Annotated in this window: 17 protein-coding genes; 5 read left to right on the forward strand and 12 right to left on the reverse strand. The window is 39.4% G+C overall.

Annotated elements, in window-relative coordinates; genetic code table 11:
• Position 1: 1 nt before the first annotated feature.
• The 5 genes from cysS to DTK66_RS04975 all read right to left on the reverse strand — a co-directional run bounded on the left by cysS (position 2) and on the right by DTK66_RS04975 (position 6,261).
• Positions 2-1,414: a cysteine--tRNA ligase gene (gene cysS / locus DTK66_RS04955; RefSeq protein ID WP_153930037.1), complete on the reverse strand. Its 1,413-nt coding sequence runs from the start codon at positions 1,412-1,414 to the stop codon at positions 2-4.
• A 430-nt stretch (positions 1,415-1,844) separates the two neighbouring features.
• On the reverse strand, positions 1,845-2,864 hold the full coding sequence (locus DTK66_RS04960; RefSeq protein WP_191667950.1) for a hypothetical protein: 1,020 nt from the start codon (positions 2,862-2,864) through the stop codon (positions 1,845-1,847).
• A 309-nt stretch (positions 2,865-3,173) separates the two neighbouring features.
• Positions 3,174-4,313 carry a PIN/TRAM domain-containing protein gene (locus DTK66_RS04965; protein ID WP_153930039.1) on the reverse strand — a complete coding sequence of 380 codons (1,140 nt, stop codon included), beginning with the start codon at positions 4,311-4,313 and terminating at the stop codon, positions 3,174-3,176.
• Between the two features lie 14 nt (positions 4,314-4,327).
• Positions 4,328-5,701: a DNA repair protein RadA gene (radA, locus tag DTK66_RS04970; protein ID WP_153930040.1), complete on the reverse strand. Its 1,374-nt coding sequence runs from the start codon at positions 5,699-5,701 to the stop codon at positions 4,328-4,330.
• Between the two features lie 23 nt (positions 5,702-5,724).
• Complete coding sequence (locus DTK66_RS04975; RefSeq protein WP_153930063.1) at positions 5,725-6,261, reverse strand: dCTP deaminase/dUTPase family protein; 537 nt, start codon at positions 6,259-6,261, stop codon at positions 5,725-5,727.
• 139 nt (positions 6,262-6,400) lie between these two features.
• On the opposite strand from DTK66_RS04975, the gene DTK66_RS04980 reads away from it, so the two are divergent.
• The 4 genes from DTK66_RS04980 (at position 6,401) to DTK66_RS04995 (ending at position 9,490) form a co-directional block, all read left to right on the forward strand.
• A complete protein-coding gene (locus DTK66_RS04980; protein WP_153930041.1) occupies positions 6,401-6,697 on the forward strand; it encodes a GNAT family N-acetyltransferase in 297 nt (98 codons plus the stop codon).
• A 14-nt stretch (positions 6,698-6,711) separates the two neighbouring features.
• On the forward strand, positions 6,712-7,395 hold the full coding sequence (rpiA, locus tag DTK66_RS04985) for a ribose-5-phosphate isomerase RpiA (protein ID WP_191667951.1): 684 nt from the start codon (positions 6,712-6,714) through the stop codon (positions 7,393-7,395).
• A gap of 43 nt (positions 7,396-7,438) precedes the next feature.
• Positions 7,439-8,779 (forward strand): C1 family peptidase, encoded by a 1,341-nt coding sequence (locus tag DTK66_RS04990; protein WP_191667952.1) that lies wholly within the window; start codon positions 7,439-7,441, stop codon positions 8,777-8,779.
• A gap of 165 nt (positions 8,780-8,944) precedes the next feature.
• Positions 8,945-9,490, forward strand: coding sequence for a hydrophobic protein (locus DTK66_RS04995; RefSeq protein WP_225209000.1), 546 nt, complete (start codon positions 8,945-8,947; stop codon positions 9,488-9,490).
• A gap of 168 nt (positions 9,491-9,658) precedes the next feature.
• Here DTK66_RS04995 and DTK66_RS05000 read toward each other — a convergent pair whose 3' ends face one another.
• The 6 genes from DTK66_RS05000 to DTK66_RS05025 form a co-directional block, all read right to left on the reverse strand.
• Positions 9,659-10,450: a transporter substrate-binding domain-containing protein gene (locus DTK66_RS05000; RefSeq protein WP_153930045.1), complete on the reverse strand. Its 792-nt coding sequence runs from the start codon at positions 10,448-10,450 to the stop codon at positions 9,659-9,661.
• A 14-nt stretch (positions 10,451-10,464) separates the two neighbouring features.
• A complete protein-coding gene (locus DTK66_RS05005; RefSeq protein WP_153930046.1) occupies positions 10,465-11,214 on the reverse strand; it encodes an amino acid ABC transporter ATP-binding protein in 750 nt (249 codons plus the stop codon).
• A gap of 12 nt (positions 11,215-11,226) precedes the next feature.
• The gene (locus DTK66_RS05010) at positions 11,227-11,922 is read right to left on the reverse strand and encodes an amino acid ABC transporter permease (protein ID WP_153930047.1); all 696 of its coding nucleotides are present in this window, start codon (positions 11,920-11,922) and stop codon (positions 11,227-11,229) included.
• A gap of 26 nt (positions 11,923-11,948) precedes the next feature.
• Positions 11,949-13,091 carry a trans-sulfuration enzyme family protein gene (locus tag DTK66_RS05015; protein ID WP_153930048.1) on the reverse strand — a complete coding sequence of 381 codons (1,143 nt, stop codon included), beginning with the start codon at positions 13,089-13,091 and terminating at the stop codon, positions 11,949-11,951.
• 277 nt (positions 13,092-13,368) lie between these two features.
• A complete protein-coding gene (locus tag DTK66_RS05020; protein ID WP_153930049.1) occupies positions 13,369-14,235 on the reverse strand; it encodes an alpha/beta hydrolase in 867 nt (288 codons plus the stop codon).
• Positions 14,210-14,920: a 2,3-bisphosphoglycerate-dependent phosphoglycerate mutase gene (locus tag DTK66_RS05025; protein ID WP_153930050.1), complete on the reverse strand. Its 711-nt coding sequence runs from the start codon at positions 14,918-14,920 to the stop codon at positions 14,210-14,212. The genes DTK66_RS05020 and DTK66_RS05025 overlap by 26 nt, the downstream gene beginning before the upstream one ends.
• 184 nt (positions 14,921-15,104) lie before the next feature.
• Here DTK66_RS05025 and DTK66_RS05030 point away from each other — a divergent pair, with 184 nt between their 5' ends.
• Entirely contained in the window at positions 15,105-16,889 is a 1,785-nt protein-coding gene (locus DTK66_RS05030; protein ID WP_191667953.1) for a putative glycosyltransferase family protein, read from the forward strand.
• A 144-nt stretch (positions 16,890-17,033) separates the two neighbouring features.
• On the opposite strand, the gene DTK66_RS05035 is transcribed toward DTK66_RS05030, so the two are convergent.
• The gene (locus DTK66_RS05035) at positions 17,034-17,804 is read right to left on the reverse strand and encodes a DeoR/GlpR family DNA-binding transcription regulator (RefSeq protein ID WP_191667954.1); all 771 of its coding nucleotides are present in this window, start codon (positions 17,802-17,804) and stop codon (positions 17,034-17,036) included.
• Positions 17,805-17,847: the final 43 nt, after the last annotated feature.

The raw sequence follows: 17,847 nt of genomic DNA on the forward strand, positions 1-17,847 counted from the left end.
TCTATTCTTTCTTATAGCGCGTTCCTTGTGGCGTATCTTCTAGAATAATTCCCTGTTTTTTGAGGTCATCTCTAATTTGATCACTGCGGGCAAAATCCTTATTTTTACGCGCTTCATTACGCTCGGCAATCAATTGTTTAATTTGTTCATCATTGATTTGATTATCACTGGCAACCAGCTTGACCCCAAAGATACTCATCAGTTCGGTTATTTCCTGTTTAAGCGTTTGTAGGGCAGTTAAACTGACTTGGCTTTGTTGCGCATAGATATTAGCATATTTAACCAACTCATAAACAGTCGCAATCCCGTTTTGAACATTAATATCATCATCCATCGCTTGGATAAACTGATCGCGGAATGCGGCGACTCTTGCTTGAACTTCTTGATCATCTTTTTTCTCCGCATCTTGTTCCCGATAAGTTAAGTTATCAAAAGCGGTCTGGATATGGTCTAAATTATTCTGTGCATCAGTTAAGTTTGCCTGACTATATTGAATTGGACGGCGATATTGCGTGGTGGCCATAAAGAAGCGCAAAACTTGCGGATCGACTTCTTTAATAATATCGTGGACCGTGATGAAATTGTGGAGGGACTTACTCATTTTTTCGTTGTCCTTACCAATCGTCACAAAACCATTATGCATCCAGTAGCGGACAAATTTCTTCCCCGTTTCTGCTTCACTCTGGGCAATTTCATTTTCATGATGCGGAAATTCCAAGTCTTGGCCCCCAGCATGAATATCGATCGTCTCCCCCAGATACTTAGTCGCCATAACTGAACATTCAATATGCCAACCTGGTCGTCCTTGTCCCCACGGGGAATGCCAGCTGATTTCACCAGGCTTGGCCGCTTTCCAAAGGGCAAAGTCCATCGGGTCTTCTTTTTTATTTACTTCATCTGCGCTGACATGCTCACTAGCACCAACTTCAAGATCATCAATTGATTGCCCAGAAAGCTGCCCGTAATCTTGAAATTTACGAGCCCGGTAATAGACATCACCATCTTTAGCGTAAGCATAGCCTTTTTCGATCAACCCCTGCACAAATTTAATAATGTCAGTAATGTTTTCAGTGGCACGGGGATGGAGAGTCGCCGGTTCAATATTGATTGCTGTTGTATCTGCCATAAAAGCATTAATATATTTTTCAGCGAGCTGCGGAACAGTAATCCCTTGCTCGGCAGCAGCTTTAATCATCTTGTCATCGACGTCGGTAAAATTCGAAACATAATTAACCTGATACCCTTTAAATTCAAGGTATCGCCGAACAGTATCAAAGGCAATCGCACTCCGCGCATTACCAATATGAATATAATTATAAACTGTCGGTCCACAGACATACATGTTAACAACGCCTGGATGTAGTGGCTTAAATTCTTCTTTTTTTCTTGTTAACGTATTGTAAATTGTTAGCATGTCTATCCGCTCCTTAAAATTCACTTATTAATTGAACTAAAAAATAAATTAAATTGCACAGTTAATCTTACCACATTCCGTATTAGAATAGCATTTACGATGATATTTATTTACCTTCAAGAATTCTTTTACACTTTAGTCATACTTTCTTCACATTCTACTGCTAATATAGTCAGTGTAGTAAAGATGAACTTTGCTACATCAATGAAACCTATTATTTTTCAATTACTCCTCCCAATAGTAACCGAAAAAAATATTTTCTTTTTACGAAATCTCCCCCAAGATTATCGTAATACTCCCTGAGAAGCAGCTTTTTCCCGAGCTGCTTCTTTTTTATTTAAAAACAGACCGCAAGCAAATGGACTTTGAAGGAACGGCTTCAATCCAGCTGTTTGCGGTTTATTTTTTATTCTTGATAATCTTCTAGCAATTAGGCAAAGGCGAAACTACTAATATTGGTATTTGCTCGTAAATACCCAACCATTGTTTGCCGTTGAATAGCAAGGCGTTGTTGCCAATTAGCTAAGAATCGTTGTTGAGAAATAATAAAGTTAATCTTCCACTGAGCTTTATGCTGTGCTTCCATTTGCTTTTGCTTCAAAGCAAGTGCATGTTGCTGGTTAGCAAGCCGAATCTGCCGAGCAGTCATGCATTGGTAACGTTGATAAGCCAGCGGGTGGCGAGTGATTAAGTTAACCGTATCTTTGATAAAGGTAATTCCTTGCCCAATTTTAGCAGTTAGTGTTGGGGCTGTTAAGATATTAACAAAATCTGTCGCAATTTTAAGTCCCGCTTGCGCATTTGCTTCCCGTTGTGCTTGCGAATATGGTTGAACATCATAATTGGTCATTGGTACCGCAGCAACTTCTGGATTTTCAATAGCGGTTGAGGCTTGCGCTTGGCTGCTTTGACTAGCCGCCGAACTAGCAGTCTGAGCAGTTGATGCGCTATTAGCCACATCACTTGCACTAGCTGGAGTTGATGATGGCGTTACTTCCTTCAGAGTTGCATTAACGGCTGCTTCATAATTGTCAGCCGCAGTAGCAGCTTGTTGTTCTCCACTCTTAGTGCTTGTACTTTGACTAGTTGCAGCAACCGTGTCACTAGTATTGCTTACTGCCGAAGCAGCAGCAACAGCTGAATTAACAGATGATGCACTATTTTGCATCGTGCTTGTAGCGGCGGAGTTTACATCAGTAGCTGATGTAGCAGCCGCTGTTTTAAGAACTTGAGCGCTATTATTTATCGTTTGATTGGCAGCTGTTGCAGAAATGTGTTCTGCATCATCAACAGGCTGGGTTGTCGTATCAGCATGAGCAGTTGTTGCACCGGCAAAAGCAAAGCCTAATAAGATGGACGAAACGCCAACAGTAAGTTTTTTAACTGCCTTACGTTGGTCATTAGCGACAGCAGCAGTGATTTGGCCGCTTTGATTATTTGAAGATAACAATTTTACTCCTCCTAAATTAACTCAAAAATCAGTTTATTAAAGCCTTTGTACAAATCCCTTTAACACTCAAAATCATACAATTAGCATTTTCACTTTTCAATATATAAATTTAAAAGTATTTTAAAAACCGCTATATATCAATGCTTTATTAATAATATTTTATTTAAAACAAATGATTTATTTTTCATACGTTCAGTCAGTGCATAGCGATTGATTAACATAATTCAAAAAATCGTTAATAAAAAAGAAGGCGTAAAGACAAAGTCATAAATAACTTCATCTTTACGCCCCCGCAGGCTAACTATCCTACTATTTGTTATTATCATCTTTATGGTCAGTGTGCTCATCAATTCCCCGCTGTGAATGGAGTGGCCGCGCAAAGATCATGCGCCCAGCATCTGTTTGCAAGGCGCTTGTAACCTCAACTTCAACCTGCTTATCCATAAAGTAGCGACCGTCTTCTACAACAACCATTGTTCCATCATCAAGGTAAGCAACCCCTTGCTGACGTTCAGTCCCTTTTTTAACAACGACAACCGTCATTGTTTCACCCGGAATTACCCGCGGGCGAAGGGATTTTGCTAGGTTATTGATATTTAATACCTGAACATTTTGAAATTGAATAACCTTGTTCAAATTATAGTCATTTGTAACAATTACCCCATCAACCTTCTTAGCAAGCGCAATCAGCTTACTGTCAACTTCTGGAATATCTTCAAAATCACCATCATACATCTCAATTGGAACAATATTTTCGTTTCGCAGTTTATTTAAGATATCTAGTCCCCGTCGTCCGCGCACCCGCTTAATACTTTCGCCTGAATCCGCAATATACTGTAATTCATATAGCACAAAGTTAGGTACTAATAGCGTTCCTTCAAGAAAACCCGTTTTAACTAAATCATAAATCCGACCATCAATTAAGATATTCGTATCTAAAATTTTATAGTGGTGATAATTAGCGTCTTGACGTTTAATTACACTGTTTCCATCATTTTTATTATTGCTTTTAACATGTGAAAATGCCTTCCGCCAATCATCTAACCGGGTTGTTCCAATGCGAAAACCAAAATAACTAAAAATAATCATCAATAGTATTGGCAAAATATTGTTAATTACCGGAATATTAGTCCGCCATAACGGAATTGAGATAAGAACTGCTAATACTAAACCGATAATTGTTAATAACGTTCCGAAAAAGAGATAGACCGGACTACGCTTGGTCAATTCTTTTTCAACTCGCTGAATCATCTTTTCTGTTACACCAACTAATGGGAGCGAAATAAGCCAAAATATAATTGCACCAATAATAATATCTAAGAAAACCAATAATGCCGGATTAAGTTTGATATTTATAACATCCCACAATAATGGTAGGTAGTAAAATCCCACTGCCGCGCCGACAAGAATATAGATGATAATAATCATTCTACGCCGCATTTGCTTCATCCTTTCTATTTAATTTAGCCCAGTGCTAGATACAAAGCCTCCTTGAGCGTTGAAACACCCACAACCTGAATTCCCGTTGATGGCGTCCAACCCTTAAGATTATTTTTGGGAATAAAAATACGTTTAAAGCCTAATTTCTCTGCTTCCGCAACTCGTTGTTCAATCCGGTTAACCCGCCGAATTTCACCAGTCAGCCCCACTTCACCTACAAAGGCATCTGTTGGTTGCGTTCCCTTATCACGATAGCTGGAAGCAATGCTTACCGCGATGGCAAGATCAATTGCTGGTTCATCTAATTTTACTCCGCCCGCTGCTTTTAAATAGGCGTCTTGGTTTTGGAGCATCAAATTTGCCCGTTTCTCTAACACTGCCATTATTAATGATACTCGATTTCGGCTCAAACCGGTAGCAGTACGCTGTGCATTCCCATAAACAGTTGGCGTCACTAATGCTTGAATTTCAACCAAAATCGGCCGTGTTCCTTCAAGCGAGACGACCACTGAAGACCCCGTTGCGTCTTGCAATCGTTCTTCCAAAAAAATTTCTGATGGGTTTTTGACTTCTGTGAGACCATTGGTATGCATCTCAAAAATTCCTAACTCATTTGTTGAACCAAAACGATTCTTAACTGATCGCAAAATCCGATAAGTGTGGTGAAGGTCTCCTTCAAAATAAAGGACCGTATCCACCATATGTTCAAGGATCTTCGGACCAGCCAGTGCCCCGCCTTTAGTCACATGACCAACAACAAAGATTGTAATGTTATTGCTTTTAGCAATTTGCATTAGTTGGGCAGTAACTTCGCGAATTTGGGAAACACTCCCAATTGCTGAACTGACATCCGTTGCTTGCATTGTCTGAACAGAATCAATCACAACATACTCTGGCTTCAGTTCCCTAATCGTGTCACGGATACTATCCATGTTGGTTTCAGGATAAACATAGAAGTCATCCCCTGCTACCTTTAACCGTTCTGCTCGCATTTTAATTTGCGAGCCGCTTTCTTCTCCGGAAACATAAAGAACCCGATGATGTTCATCACTCAGTTGACCCGAAACTTGAAGAAGCAACGTTGACTTACCAATTCCTGGATCTCCACCAATTAATATCAGTGATCCCGGGACGATTCCGCCACCAAGAACTCGGTTTAATTCATTTAATTTAGTCTTTACCCGTGGTGTCTGTTTGCTATCAATCTCATTAATCTTTTGCGGTTTAGCAACCAGCCCCGTTAAGGTTGTTGTTGCTTTCTTTGCCGGCGCACTATTGGTTTCCACTTGTTCTTCAACTAGTGTATTCCATTCGCCACAGTTTGGGCACCGGCCTAAGTACCGTGGCGAGTTATATCCACAGTTTTGGCAAACATATTGCGTCCGTACTTTCGCCATCTTTTCAATTCCTTTCTATAAAGTTATTCTTTTGTTGAGCCAAAGCCCCCGCTCCGTTTTACTGTCGGTTGTTGTTCGTCATCAGCAATCAAGTACGGCATAAAAATTCCCTGACCGATGCGTTCACCCTTTTTAATATGGTAATCACGAAGACCATAGTTAATTAATTGGAAGAAAATCTCCCCTTCATTACTATCATTATCATAGTAGTCCGCATCGACAATGCCAATCCCATTAGGCAAAATTAGGCGGCGTTTAAACGGACCGCTTGACCGGTTAGCCAGGAGCAAAAATTCATCTGCTTGCATATATGCCTTAATCCCAGTCGGAACCAGGTAGGGTTTTAAACAGTCATCAGCTGCCTTAAATTCTTCATCAGTCAGCTTCTTTTGTTGATGAAGCTGCCATAATGCCTTTAAAAAATTACCTTTCCAAATTGATGGAAGGACAAAATCTTCCGATGCTTCAAAATCATAACCAGCCGCACTTGTTGTTTGGCGTTGCGGTAAATGTAAATTTTGATCTATTTTGCTTGAAACAATTTTAAATCCGCGCTTCATCATGTTCACCTCATAGTGTTTTATTCTTAATAATTCCAGTATACTATTATATGCTAGATAATAAGTGATTGGTATTGCTTTAACTACTTGACTTTTAAAAGTAGTTTATCGAAAATTATTTATGAATGGATGTGTTTACATGCAATATCGAGTTGATGGTCAACGCATCGTTGCGTTTGATGACCAGGAGCCATTTGTTGGTGAGATTAGTTTTCCCAAAGTTCCTGACACAGATGACCGGGTGGTAGTCGAACGGGTCTTTGTTCAGCCTGCCTACCGCGGTCAAGGAATCGCTGCTGAATTAGTCCGTCGTTTTGTCGAGTACGCGACTGAACAGCACTATACGGTAAAATTGATGTGCCCTTATGCAGTAGCACAGTTTAAGCTACATCCAGAATACCAACAGTTGCTTCTAGCCACGGATCGTTTTAATTAGGAGGAATTACAAATATGGATCAAAATGCACTAAAAGAACAAACTGGAAAAGAATCAGTAAAGTACATTAAATCAGGTATGATTGTCGGACTTGGTACTGGGTCAACTGTTAAATACATGGTTGATGAACTCGGTAAACAAGTTCAAGAAGGTAAAATTAAGGACATTATCGGTGTTACTACTTCTAGTCGAACGGCTAAGCAAGCCACTGATCTTGGAATTACCATCAAAGATATCGATGATGTTGACCACATTGATTTGACAATTGACGGGGCCGATGAAATCAGTGACGATTTCCAAGGAATCAAAGGTGGCGGTGGCGCCCTCCTCTGGGAAAAGATCGTTGCAAATGCTTCTAATAAAGTAATGTGGATCGTCGATGAAAGCAAGCTCGTTCACAAACTTGGCGCCTTTCCGCTACCAGTTGAAGTAATTCCATTTGGAGCCCAACACGTCTTTAACCGGCTCGAAAAGAAAGGTTACAAACCAACTTGGCGGATGGACGGCGATCAAAAGTACCGGACTGATGAAAATAACTATATTATTGACCTCCACCTTGGGGAAATTAATGATCCAAAGGCCTTAGCAGACGAATTGATTCACATGGTAGGGGTGGTTGAGACCGGTCTCTTCTTAAACCGGGTTAATGATGTCATCGTTGGCACGCAAAATGGTCCTAAAGTATTGCACGCTCGTTAATCGCTAATCGACTTACTAACTAAATACAAAGGAGATTTTTTAAATGAGCTTTTCGATTAATAAAGAAGATATTGCTAATTTCCACCAAGACTACCGTAACCACCCTAACAGCAGCGTTTTAGAAAACACAGTTACTAAAAACGGGGTTCGCAACGCTAGTTTTAACTGGCACTCAATTGCTGATAATTCCCCTCATTTCTCAATTGATTTAAAAACCGGAGATGTTTCGGACCAAAAGCAATCAGGTCGTTGCTGGATGTTTGCCGCCCTCAACACAATGCGTCATGACATGCAGCAAAAGTTTAATTTGCCAGATAACTTTGAACTTTCGCAAGCCTACCAATTTTTCTGGGATAAGTTTGAAAAATCTAATTACTTCTACCAAAATGTTATCAAAACTGCTAAAAAGCCAACCGACAGCCGCAAAGTTTCTTGGTTGATGAATGAACCTCAAAATGATGGCGGTCAATGGGATATGCTTTGTGCTCTTATCAGTAAGTATGGGGTAATGCCAAAGTCAGCTATGCCAGAATCATTTAATTCATCAAACTCCCGTGGAATTGATGGCGTCTTAAATAATAAGCTCCGTCATGATGCTGTTATCTTACGGAAGATGATTAATGAAGATCATGCCAATCAAGAAGCAATTGATGACCAACGCCGAAAGATGCTAAATGAAAATTATCGGATTTTAGCATATACATTTGGTGAACCTGTTGATCATTTTGACTTTGAATACCGAACTAAAAAAGATAACAAGTTCCACCGCGATACAAACCTAACGCCACAAAAGTTTTTTGAAAAGTATGTGGGTTGGAACCTCGATGATTATATTTCAATCATTCAGGCTCCCACTGCTGATAAGAAGTACCACCAAACATACACAATTGATATGTTAGGCAATGTTGTTGGCGGTCGGGAAATTAAGCACTTAAACCTCCCAATGGATGAATTCAAGCAATTAGCAATTGAACAATTGAAGAACGGTGAAAGCGTTTGGTTTGGTTCTGATGTTATCAAATATTCTGAAACTAAGCTTGGTATCATGGCACTAAATACTTATGATTACGATAAGCTTTTTGATGTTGACCTCGAAATGACTAAGGCAGAGGCCCTTGACTATGGTGAAAGCATGATGGATCACGCTATGGTGATTACCGGGGTTGACCTTGTAGACGGCAAGCCAACCAAATGGAAAGTCGAAAACTCTTGGGGGAACAAAGTCGGTCATAAAGGCTACTTTGTAATGAGCGATGCTTGGATGGATAAGTATTGTTACCAAGTCGTTATTAATAAAAAGTATCTTAGCGATGACTTAAAGCGTGATTACGCAAAGAGTCCAGTAGTTCTTAAGCCATGGGATCCAATGGGAACATTAGCATAATCTAATCTTTAACGAACAGATGCAGAGGCTGGGGAAAAACTTTTGTTTTCTCTCAGCCTCTACTATTTTAGCTTGATACTATTTGCCGCTTACTATACAGCTTTATTCTTTGCAAAATCAAAAATACTTTACTAACGCCTAAGAAATTGAAAGGAAGTTTGGGGAATGGGGATCGCTATTCTTTTACTTTTGTTACTTTATAAATTTATTCACGGGACATTTGAGTACGAAAAAGTTACTCGGTTTGAAATGGTTCTTATTCCAGCTTATTCATTAGTAATGATGGTCATCACCTTAAAGGAAGACAGCTCACTCGGCAAAATTATAGCATCAATAATGTTATTAATTCTCGGAATCCTAATTGGTCTCTTTCAACTTAGTGGCGTTCGAATCAAAACAACTGGAAAGGTCGATCAATTTCAACGACCGGTTGTGCTTGTTAAACGAAACTGGTCTTACCTCATCGGCTGGATAATCGTCTTTATCCTCATTATTATTTTTAGCGCTCACTATAACCCAACCCTTAACCACAATGATATTATCGATGAACTATTCACTGAAATAATCCGTGACTTGTTTGCAATTGCTTACCTGAATATCAAAAATGAATGGTTCGTGTGGGTGCTAAATGTAGCAACCAGCTTTACATATGATATTTTCTTGGCAATCCATCACCCGCTTATCCGTCAAGCCATTCGCCATCATCATTAACAATTAAATTACTATCGACACAAAGAGGACTCTAGCGTTTAGTTTTTCCGAACACTAGAGTCCCTTTGTTGCGCTATAGAATTTTCAGCTATAGGGGATATGTCACAATCCCTTTCAATTTACGCTTTGGTTCAATCAAGCGAGCAAGACGTTAGTGACATCTTTTATTTATTTGGTAATATCAGCTCCAAAGTACTTTTCAGATAATTTTTTGACAGTTCCATCTTGTTGTAATTCTTGCATGGCCTTGTTATATGAAGATTGGATAGCGGTATCTTTCTTATTAAAAAGGGCCGAAATTTTTGCAGGCTTTTGTTCACTTGAAACATCAATCATTTTAAGCCCTTTCGTACTATTTTGCTTACTGTAAGCGTACCAAGCTTCTCGCGAGTTAACTGTTCCAGCAGCCCGACCTTGTTTAATCATGTCAAGAGAACTAGCAAAGTCACCATTAGGGGTCAAATTCCCCTTGTATTTTTTAACAACGTTCGCATTATTAGTCCCAGTTCCCGCCACAATTTTTTTACCTTTAATATCATTTAAGCTCTTAATCTTACTATTAGTAGGAACAATTAGCGCAAACCGCGATTTAATATATGGTGTTGAGAAATTATATTGCTTAGCCCGTTCTGGCGTCTGGGTGATATTATTCATCACGACATCATATTTACCCGAACCTAGTCCGGCAATTAAGGAATCCCATTTTGTTGGCACAAACTTAGCCTTTAAGCCCATCTTCTCGGCAACTGCTTTTCCTAAGTCAACTTCAAATCCAGTTAGCTTGTTATTTTTCCGATATGAATATGGGGAGTAGGTTCCCTCAAGCCCAATTGTTAATTCACCCTTATTTTTTAATTCACTATTTACGGCCGACGACGCAGCGTGGATACTGCTAATCCCTGCCGAAGTCCCAACAATTAGTGTAGCTATCATTAATAATGTCTTTTTCAAAAATTTCATCGTTTCTATCTCCCTTATTTTAAGTTTTCCATTGTCATTGATGCAATAAAGTTTTTAATTCGCTGATTGGGGTTATTTGGTGCAAAAAAACTAGTTGGCGAGCCATCATATAAAATTTCACCATCTTCAACAAAGATTATCTTATCGGCAACACGCTTAGCAAACACCATATTATGAGTGACAATCACCATTGACTGCCGCTCATCGGCTAGTTGTAAAAGAACCTTTAGAACACTTAACTCTAACTCTGGATCAAGCGCTGACGTTGGTTCATCAAGTAAAATGTACTTTGGACGCATCGCCAATGCCCGGGCAATTGCTACCCGTTGCGCTTGCCCACCAGATAATTCATGAGGATAAGCCTCCCCATACTCTGTCAGACCTACTTTAGCAAGCAGTTCTCGAGCAACTTTAATTGCTTCTTGCTTTGGCTGTTTTAAAACCTGGGTTGGCCCTTCAATGATATTTCCCAAAACTGTCTTGTTTGGAAAAAGATTGTAATCCTGAAAGACCATCCCTGTTTCTTGCCGAATTGCTAACTTATCCTTGCTACTCACTTTATGACTAAAATCAAGGTGGTGATTACCAAAATCATATTGTCCGCTTTCTGGCATCACTAATAAATTTAGCGAACGGAGAATTGTTGACTTTCCTGATCCAGACGGGCCTACCATTACCGTTGTTTTTCCTGCGGGGAAATCTAATGTGGTATTTTTTAAGACATGCTTATTGCCAAAACTTTTATTAATATTTGTTAATTTCATTTTTCTCACCTGCTACTTTGTGCTTACACGTTGGTTTACTATCCGTTCCAAATAGGTTTGCAGATAGGAGAGGACAGTTGTAAAGACAGCGTAGACCATTGCCACTAAGGTATACATCAATAATGGCTGGTAATTCTCGGCGGCAATCTGTTGGCTTACCGCAAACATTTCCATAATCGTAATCGATGCCGCCAATGATGTATCCTTTACTAAGCTAATAAAACTATTTGATAATGGCGGCAATGCAACCCGCAATGCTTGAGGCAGGATAATCCGCCATAAGATTTGCAAGCGCGTCATCCCGATTGCTGCTCCTGCTTCCCACTGCCCAGCTGGAACCGAGCTTATTGCTGCCCGAATCGTCTCCGAAGCATAGGCGCCAGTATTTAGCGAAAAAGTAATGATACCGGCCGTAAATGGTTCTAGCTTGATCCCATGTGGCAAAATTCCCTTGATCCGTAAATACGGTAAGCCAAAGAAAACAATGAATAATTGTACCAATAATGGTGTGGACCGAAAAAGCCAGATATAAAAGCTAGCAATCCATTTAAGAATCATAAAGGCGCCACGCTGCCGAGATAGCCGAATTAAAGCAGTTACTAAAGCAATGATAAGGCCAAAGAAAAATGAAATTATGGCTAACGGAATCGTATACTTAAATCCCGCTGCTAATAGTTGTGGTAATGATGTCTTGATTATTTCCCACATAATTTAAGCTTTCCCTTCTTTTATAATTAATCTAGTTTATTAAGTGCTTGTTGGAGATCAGCAATAATGTCTTCAGGATCTTCAATTCCCACCGAAAGACGAATTAATTCATCCTTAATGCCGTTTGCTAATCTTATTTCCCGGGGAATAGAACCATGCGTCATCACTGCCGGAACCTCAATTAAGCTTTCAATGCCACCAAGACTCTCCGCTAAATCAATCAACTGGAGGCTTTCAACAAATTTTTTAGCATCAAGACCTGCTTGCAATTCAAAACTAATCATTGCACCAAAGTTACGCATCTGTTTAGTAGCTACTTCATGGCCTGAAAAGTCCTTTAGCCCTGGATAATAAATTTTACCGATATGTGGATCCTTTTGTAAAAACTCAATTACCGCATCGGCATTTTCCTGATGAACCCGCATCCGTGCTCCTAAAGTCTTCATTCCTCGTTGTAATAACCAGCTATCATCAGGTCCAAGCGTGCTACCGATTGAATTTTGAAGAAAGGCTAGTTGCTCGGCAACCTGCTCATCATTCGTCACCGCTAATCCGGCAACGACATCGCTGTGACCGCCAAGGTATTTAGTGGCAGAATGGACAACAATGTCAGCACCAAGCGTTAGTGGCTGCTGATTGTAAGGAGTAGCAAATGTATTATCGACAATTGTCTTTATACCATGATTTTTAGCAATGGTAGCCACCGCTTGAATATCAGCAATCTGAAGTAATGGATTGGTCGGAGTTTCAAAGTAAACCGCAACTGTATTATCTTGAATAGCATCCGCGACTGCCGCTAAATCGCGCATGTCAACAACTGTAAATTCAAGGCCAAATCGCTTTAAGACCTTATTAATTAACCGAAAAGTTCCACCGTACACATCGCTACCAACTACAAAGTGGTCACCCTGCGAGAAAAGTGAGAAAACAGCATGAATTGCTGCGGACCCCGATGCAAATGCAAAGCCGGCAGTCCCTTGTTCCAATTCGGCAATTAACTTTTCTAACGAGGCCCGTGTTGGATTACCAGTTCGTGAATATTCCCACTTTGGTTCTCCGCCAAGAACGTGTTGATGAAATGTCGATGAGCGATAGATAGGGGTCGATACTGCCCCGGTTACTGGATCTTCACTATTACCGCCATGAATTAATTGAGTGTTGAACTTCATAATAATTATCTCCTTTAATAATTCCAAAATTGAATACAAAAAAGGCGCAAACCCAAGAATTAATTACTTGAATCTGCGCCTTATGCATTATTCCCGATATGTTAGCAGTTACTTAACTAAAAGCAAACACGCCAAAACGTGGGTCGCATAAGACGCGATCCACAACAACAAACAGCTGCGTTAACAAATTGAATGTTGAACATGACATGTTCCTCCTAACTTAGTATGTCAAAATAATAACTTATCAAAAATAAGTTGTCAATATATTTATGGAATTTTATTTAAATTGATCATCCAAAAACTTCTGAACGGTATTATAAATCGTGGGGCTCCAGAAATCACGCTCATGATTAGCACCTTTTACTCGATAGGCTTCTACTTTATTGCCATTATCTTTTAAGCGCATATACATTCTTTCCATTTGCTCATAAGGAACTACCTTATCCGCATCTCCATGGAATAACAAAAACGGCGGATAATTCTGCCCGTCTTTTACCTGATATAGCGGACTCATTTGCCTTTCAATTTCTGTCCACTTAGAAGCGTCTGATCCAAGCAGGCAATATTGTAATAATTTATTTCCCGGGACATTAGCGTCATATTCAAAAGTATTAGCAACATCCATCGGGGCAAAACAGCTCACAACTGCATCCACCGCATCTGATTGATCTTGGTAAAGGTCAACTTTATACCGCGGATCGTTGCCGGTTAGGCCGACCAGCATGGCGGCATTAGCTCCTGATGAAGTACCCCAGATTGCTACTTGATGCGGATTAATCGCATACTTCTTAGCATTCGCCCGGAGAAAACGAATTGCAGTTTTAACATCCTGTAAGAATGCAGGGAACGGATGCCCATCAATTGAACTTCGGTGTTGAACTGTCGCCACAATATAACCCGCATGAACAAATTGAACTAATTGAGGAATTTCTTCCCCCAATGTCGGCGTTCGCCAAGAACTTCCTTGAACAAAAACAATTAGGGGGCGGGGTGTGGTTTGATATTGCTGGGGAAAACGCTGGGTCCAAGGAGCAAGAATTGACATATGTAACGCTTCGCCATCCATCGCAGCGTATGTGACATTTTCAATTAACCGTACCTGTTCGTCAAGTGTTGGATTATTTGCTAGTTCGTGTATTGTCATCAGTTTCACCATCCATTGTTATAAAAGTCTTCTTGATGACATTAAGGTGGTCATCAAAACGGTATAAAATCGGTTTTCCATTTGGAACTTCTACTTTGTCAATCTGGTCATCCGGAATCCCATCTAAGTATTTGATCAATGCCCGCAAGGAACTACCATGTGCTACGATCAATTGATTATGACCATCAAGTAAGCGAGGCGCAATGTGATCTTCCCAGTACGGAAGAAGACGGTGCAGGGTCATCTCAAGGCTTTCACTAAGCGGAATTTTTACCCCTAACCGGTCATAACGCCGCTCGTGCTGACGAGTTTTCAATTGTGGTGGCAGGTCTTTAAATCCACGGCGCCATTTATGGAGCTGTTCTGCACCAATTTCTTGTTTTACCTCGTCTTTATTTCGACCACTCAACGCACCGTAATGGCGTTCATTTAACCGCCAAGTCTTATGAACCGGAATGTATAGCTGGTTAATTGCGGCTAAAATAATATCAGTAGTCACGATAGCCCGTTGCATATATGAAGTATAGGCATCACTAAACTGAATTCCTAGCTTTTGCAGTTCTTTACCGACCATCTCGCCTTGTTCAATTCCCTTAGGGGTCAATGGAACATCCGTCCAACCGGTAAAAATGTTATCGCGGTTTGCTTGGCTCTGTCCATGACGAACAATTACTAATTCTGCCATTTTTTCACTCCCCTTTGCCACTATTTATAATAGCGCATTTTAGTCGTTCTTAACAATCAAACTAGTTAAAACTCATAATCATTTTAATAGGATTTTCGTAAAACCTATTTCTGCCGTATAATTATTACGATAAGTATTCGAGGAAAGGAATTAGCAGGCTAAACTAGGCTTAGCTATTAATTTTATGAAATCTAAAATCACAAATTTGATTAACTGGGGACTTCCTTATTGTGCCATCATCGCAATGGCATACCTAATTATGTTTCCCCAAATCGTCTCGCACGGTGTTATCTTAGGGACTGACTCAATTTTTCATTTCAATCGGTTTTACGATGCCGCAAAACAAATTCAGCAATTTAATTTTAGTTATTTTCAGAGTAATTACTCCTTTCAACAAAGCGGCCGAATTATCAATGCTGTCTATGGGCCATTATTCGCCTATTTAAACGGTATTATCTTAGGAGTCGTTGGCACCTGGTATAAATACCAAATTGTTACTACTTTTATTGTCTATTTTCTTGGCGGAGTTGGAATGTATCGTCTGGGAATCAGTGTTCATAGTAAGCGAATCTATGCGCTTATGTGTGCACTGATTTATATGAATATTGGTTGGCTACCACGATGGGAATTAGCACAAAATATGAATGCTTGGGGGGCTGCACTGGCGCCATTCATGGTTATTTGCGGTGTCCGCATGATTCAAAATCGGCAGCGGCCCATTAACTGGTTGCAATTGATGGTATTGATGACCGTTGTTATTCAAATTCATATGTTAAGCTCGTTATTTTTTGTAGTTACGTTGATCCCCTTTTTTATCATTGGGATCGTCCGTACTCCAAACCGGCGTCAAATGTGTTTTGAAACGATAAAGGCCATTAGCGGCACAATTATTTTAACCGCTAACGTCTGGGGAGCCTTACTCATGCTTAAGTTAGCCAATAACATTGCTAATCCTGCTAATTTTAACCTGCTAGACAATGCCCTCCAGCCGGCGATGTTTAACAGTACCCGCGATTACTTAATTTATGCCATGTGGATTTTATTTATTTTGCAATTAATATATGTCCTATGCACATTGAAAAAATCGCTGACTAATACTGTTTTGACTATTCTGGGGACGATTGTACTGTTCCTTAGTTCTATCTTCACTCCCTGGGAAGCAATTCAAAGGCTTTTTCCTATGCTTGGTCATACCTTACAATTTCCTAACAGGCTTACAATCATTGCCTATCCGTTATTGTTAGCAGGAGTTGCAATCAGTATGACCGTCATTACCCAACAGACAGACCCGCTTGGACTCCGAAGTCAACTAGGAAAGGGAATTTTAATACTACTACTCTTTCTAGTCTTTTCCCCCACGACAATCGATGTTTACGCCCGGGCTGCTCGCTATGATTCTGAAGTCGTGCTTAATAGTTTTAGTGCAATTACCCGTGTTAGTAGCGATAAAGCTGCTATCCGCCATTCTGTCCATGACCTATATCCTGGGCAGTTATTAACAATGGTTGAAAAACGTAGTCCTGACTATTTACCAATACCCAAAAAATACATAAACCAAAACTATGTCCGCTCATATGCTTATGAACGACAAGTTATCAACGAGTCTCGCAAATATAAGCATACTGTCTTAAGGCATGGCGGACTCCAGTTAACATGGATGGCCAAAACATCAAAAAAAGTGCGCTTACCGATTATTACTTATAAAGAATCGATCTTAACAGTTAATGGTCAACGCCTAAAACATTACCAACGGTCATCAGTTGGTGCGCCTTATATTCATCAACAAAAAGGTAAAAATACCGTTACCCTTTACTTTAAGCAAGCTGCTTGGTTTACTTGTTTATTAGCATTGTCATTAATTGGTTTAATCATTCTATTCTTATATGGTAGTTTTTATTTCCTTACACATATATTTAACTACCTACATCGAATTGTTACAGACAACGTTAATGAATTAAATGAGGTTTAACTTTTAACATGGTTAAATTACATTTTATTATTAGTTGATGATTATTTTTATATAATTCTTTAAATCTTGAGAAGAATAAAAAAGTTCTACAATCATTAATACTTTCATTGATTGTAGAACATATAGCTAAAGTTTATATCTTTTCTATTTTGTAATTGGCACCTGTATAACCTCGATTCCTCGTGCTCGTAGTTGCTTAACAATATTTTCATCAGCAAACTCATCTGTCACTAAAGTATCAATATCGTCAATAGTTCCAACTGTAAAATTAGCAGTCTTATTAAGCTTAGTATAGTTAGCTAGTACAACTAGCTGATTACAATTCTTTATAATCGTTCTATTGATTTCACCTTCACGAATATTAGTAGTTGTTAATCCATTTTTTATGTCAAATCCTGAACAACCAATCACACTGATTGAAGCTCTAACCCTTCGAAAGGCATCTAAAGCATTATCACCGGTTAATGAATGTAATCCACTCTTAACTTCGCCACCACTCAGCATTACAAATTGTTGACTATCAATTTTAGTCTGTGTTACAAGCAAATTATTAGTTATTACATTCACACGTTTATGATTGAGATGATTTAGCAACTTAATTGCTGTCTGACTTGAATTTATAAATATAGTCTGCCCATCTTGAACGTAGTCAGCTGCTGCTGTAGCAATTTTTTCATTAATTAATGAAATCTGCTTTTGTAGCACTTCAGTATCATTTTCATTAATATAACTAACCTTGCCAAAAGATAAACGTAACTTTCCCATATTACTAAGCGTCTCACAATCACGCCTAATTGTCATTTCCGAAACTGTTAATTTTTCAGCTAAATCATGAACAGTTGTCTCCTGCATTTCCTGTATGATTTCAATTAACTTTTTGTGACGATCTTTGATATTTTTCATCGAGTTTTTCATATTCAGGAATCTCCCATCCCCTTAGAATATATGTTTAAATTAA

The sequence above is a fragment of the Limosilactobacillus walteri genome, from assembly GCF_014830205.1.
Taxonomy (GTDB): Bacteria; Bacillota; Bacilli; order Lactobacillales; family Lactobacillaceae; genus Limosilactobacillus; species Limosilactobacillus walteri.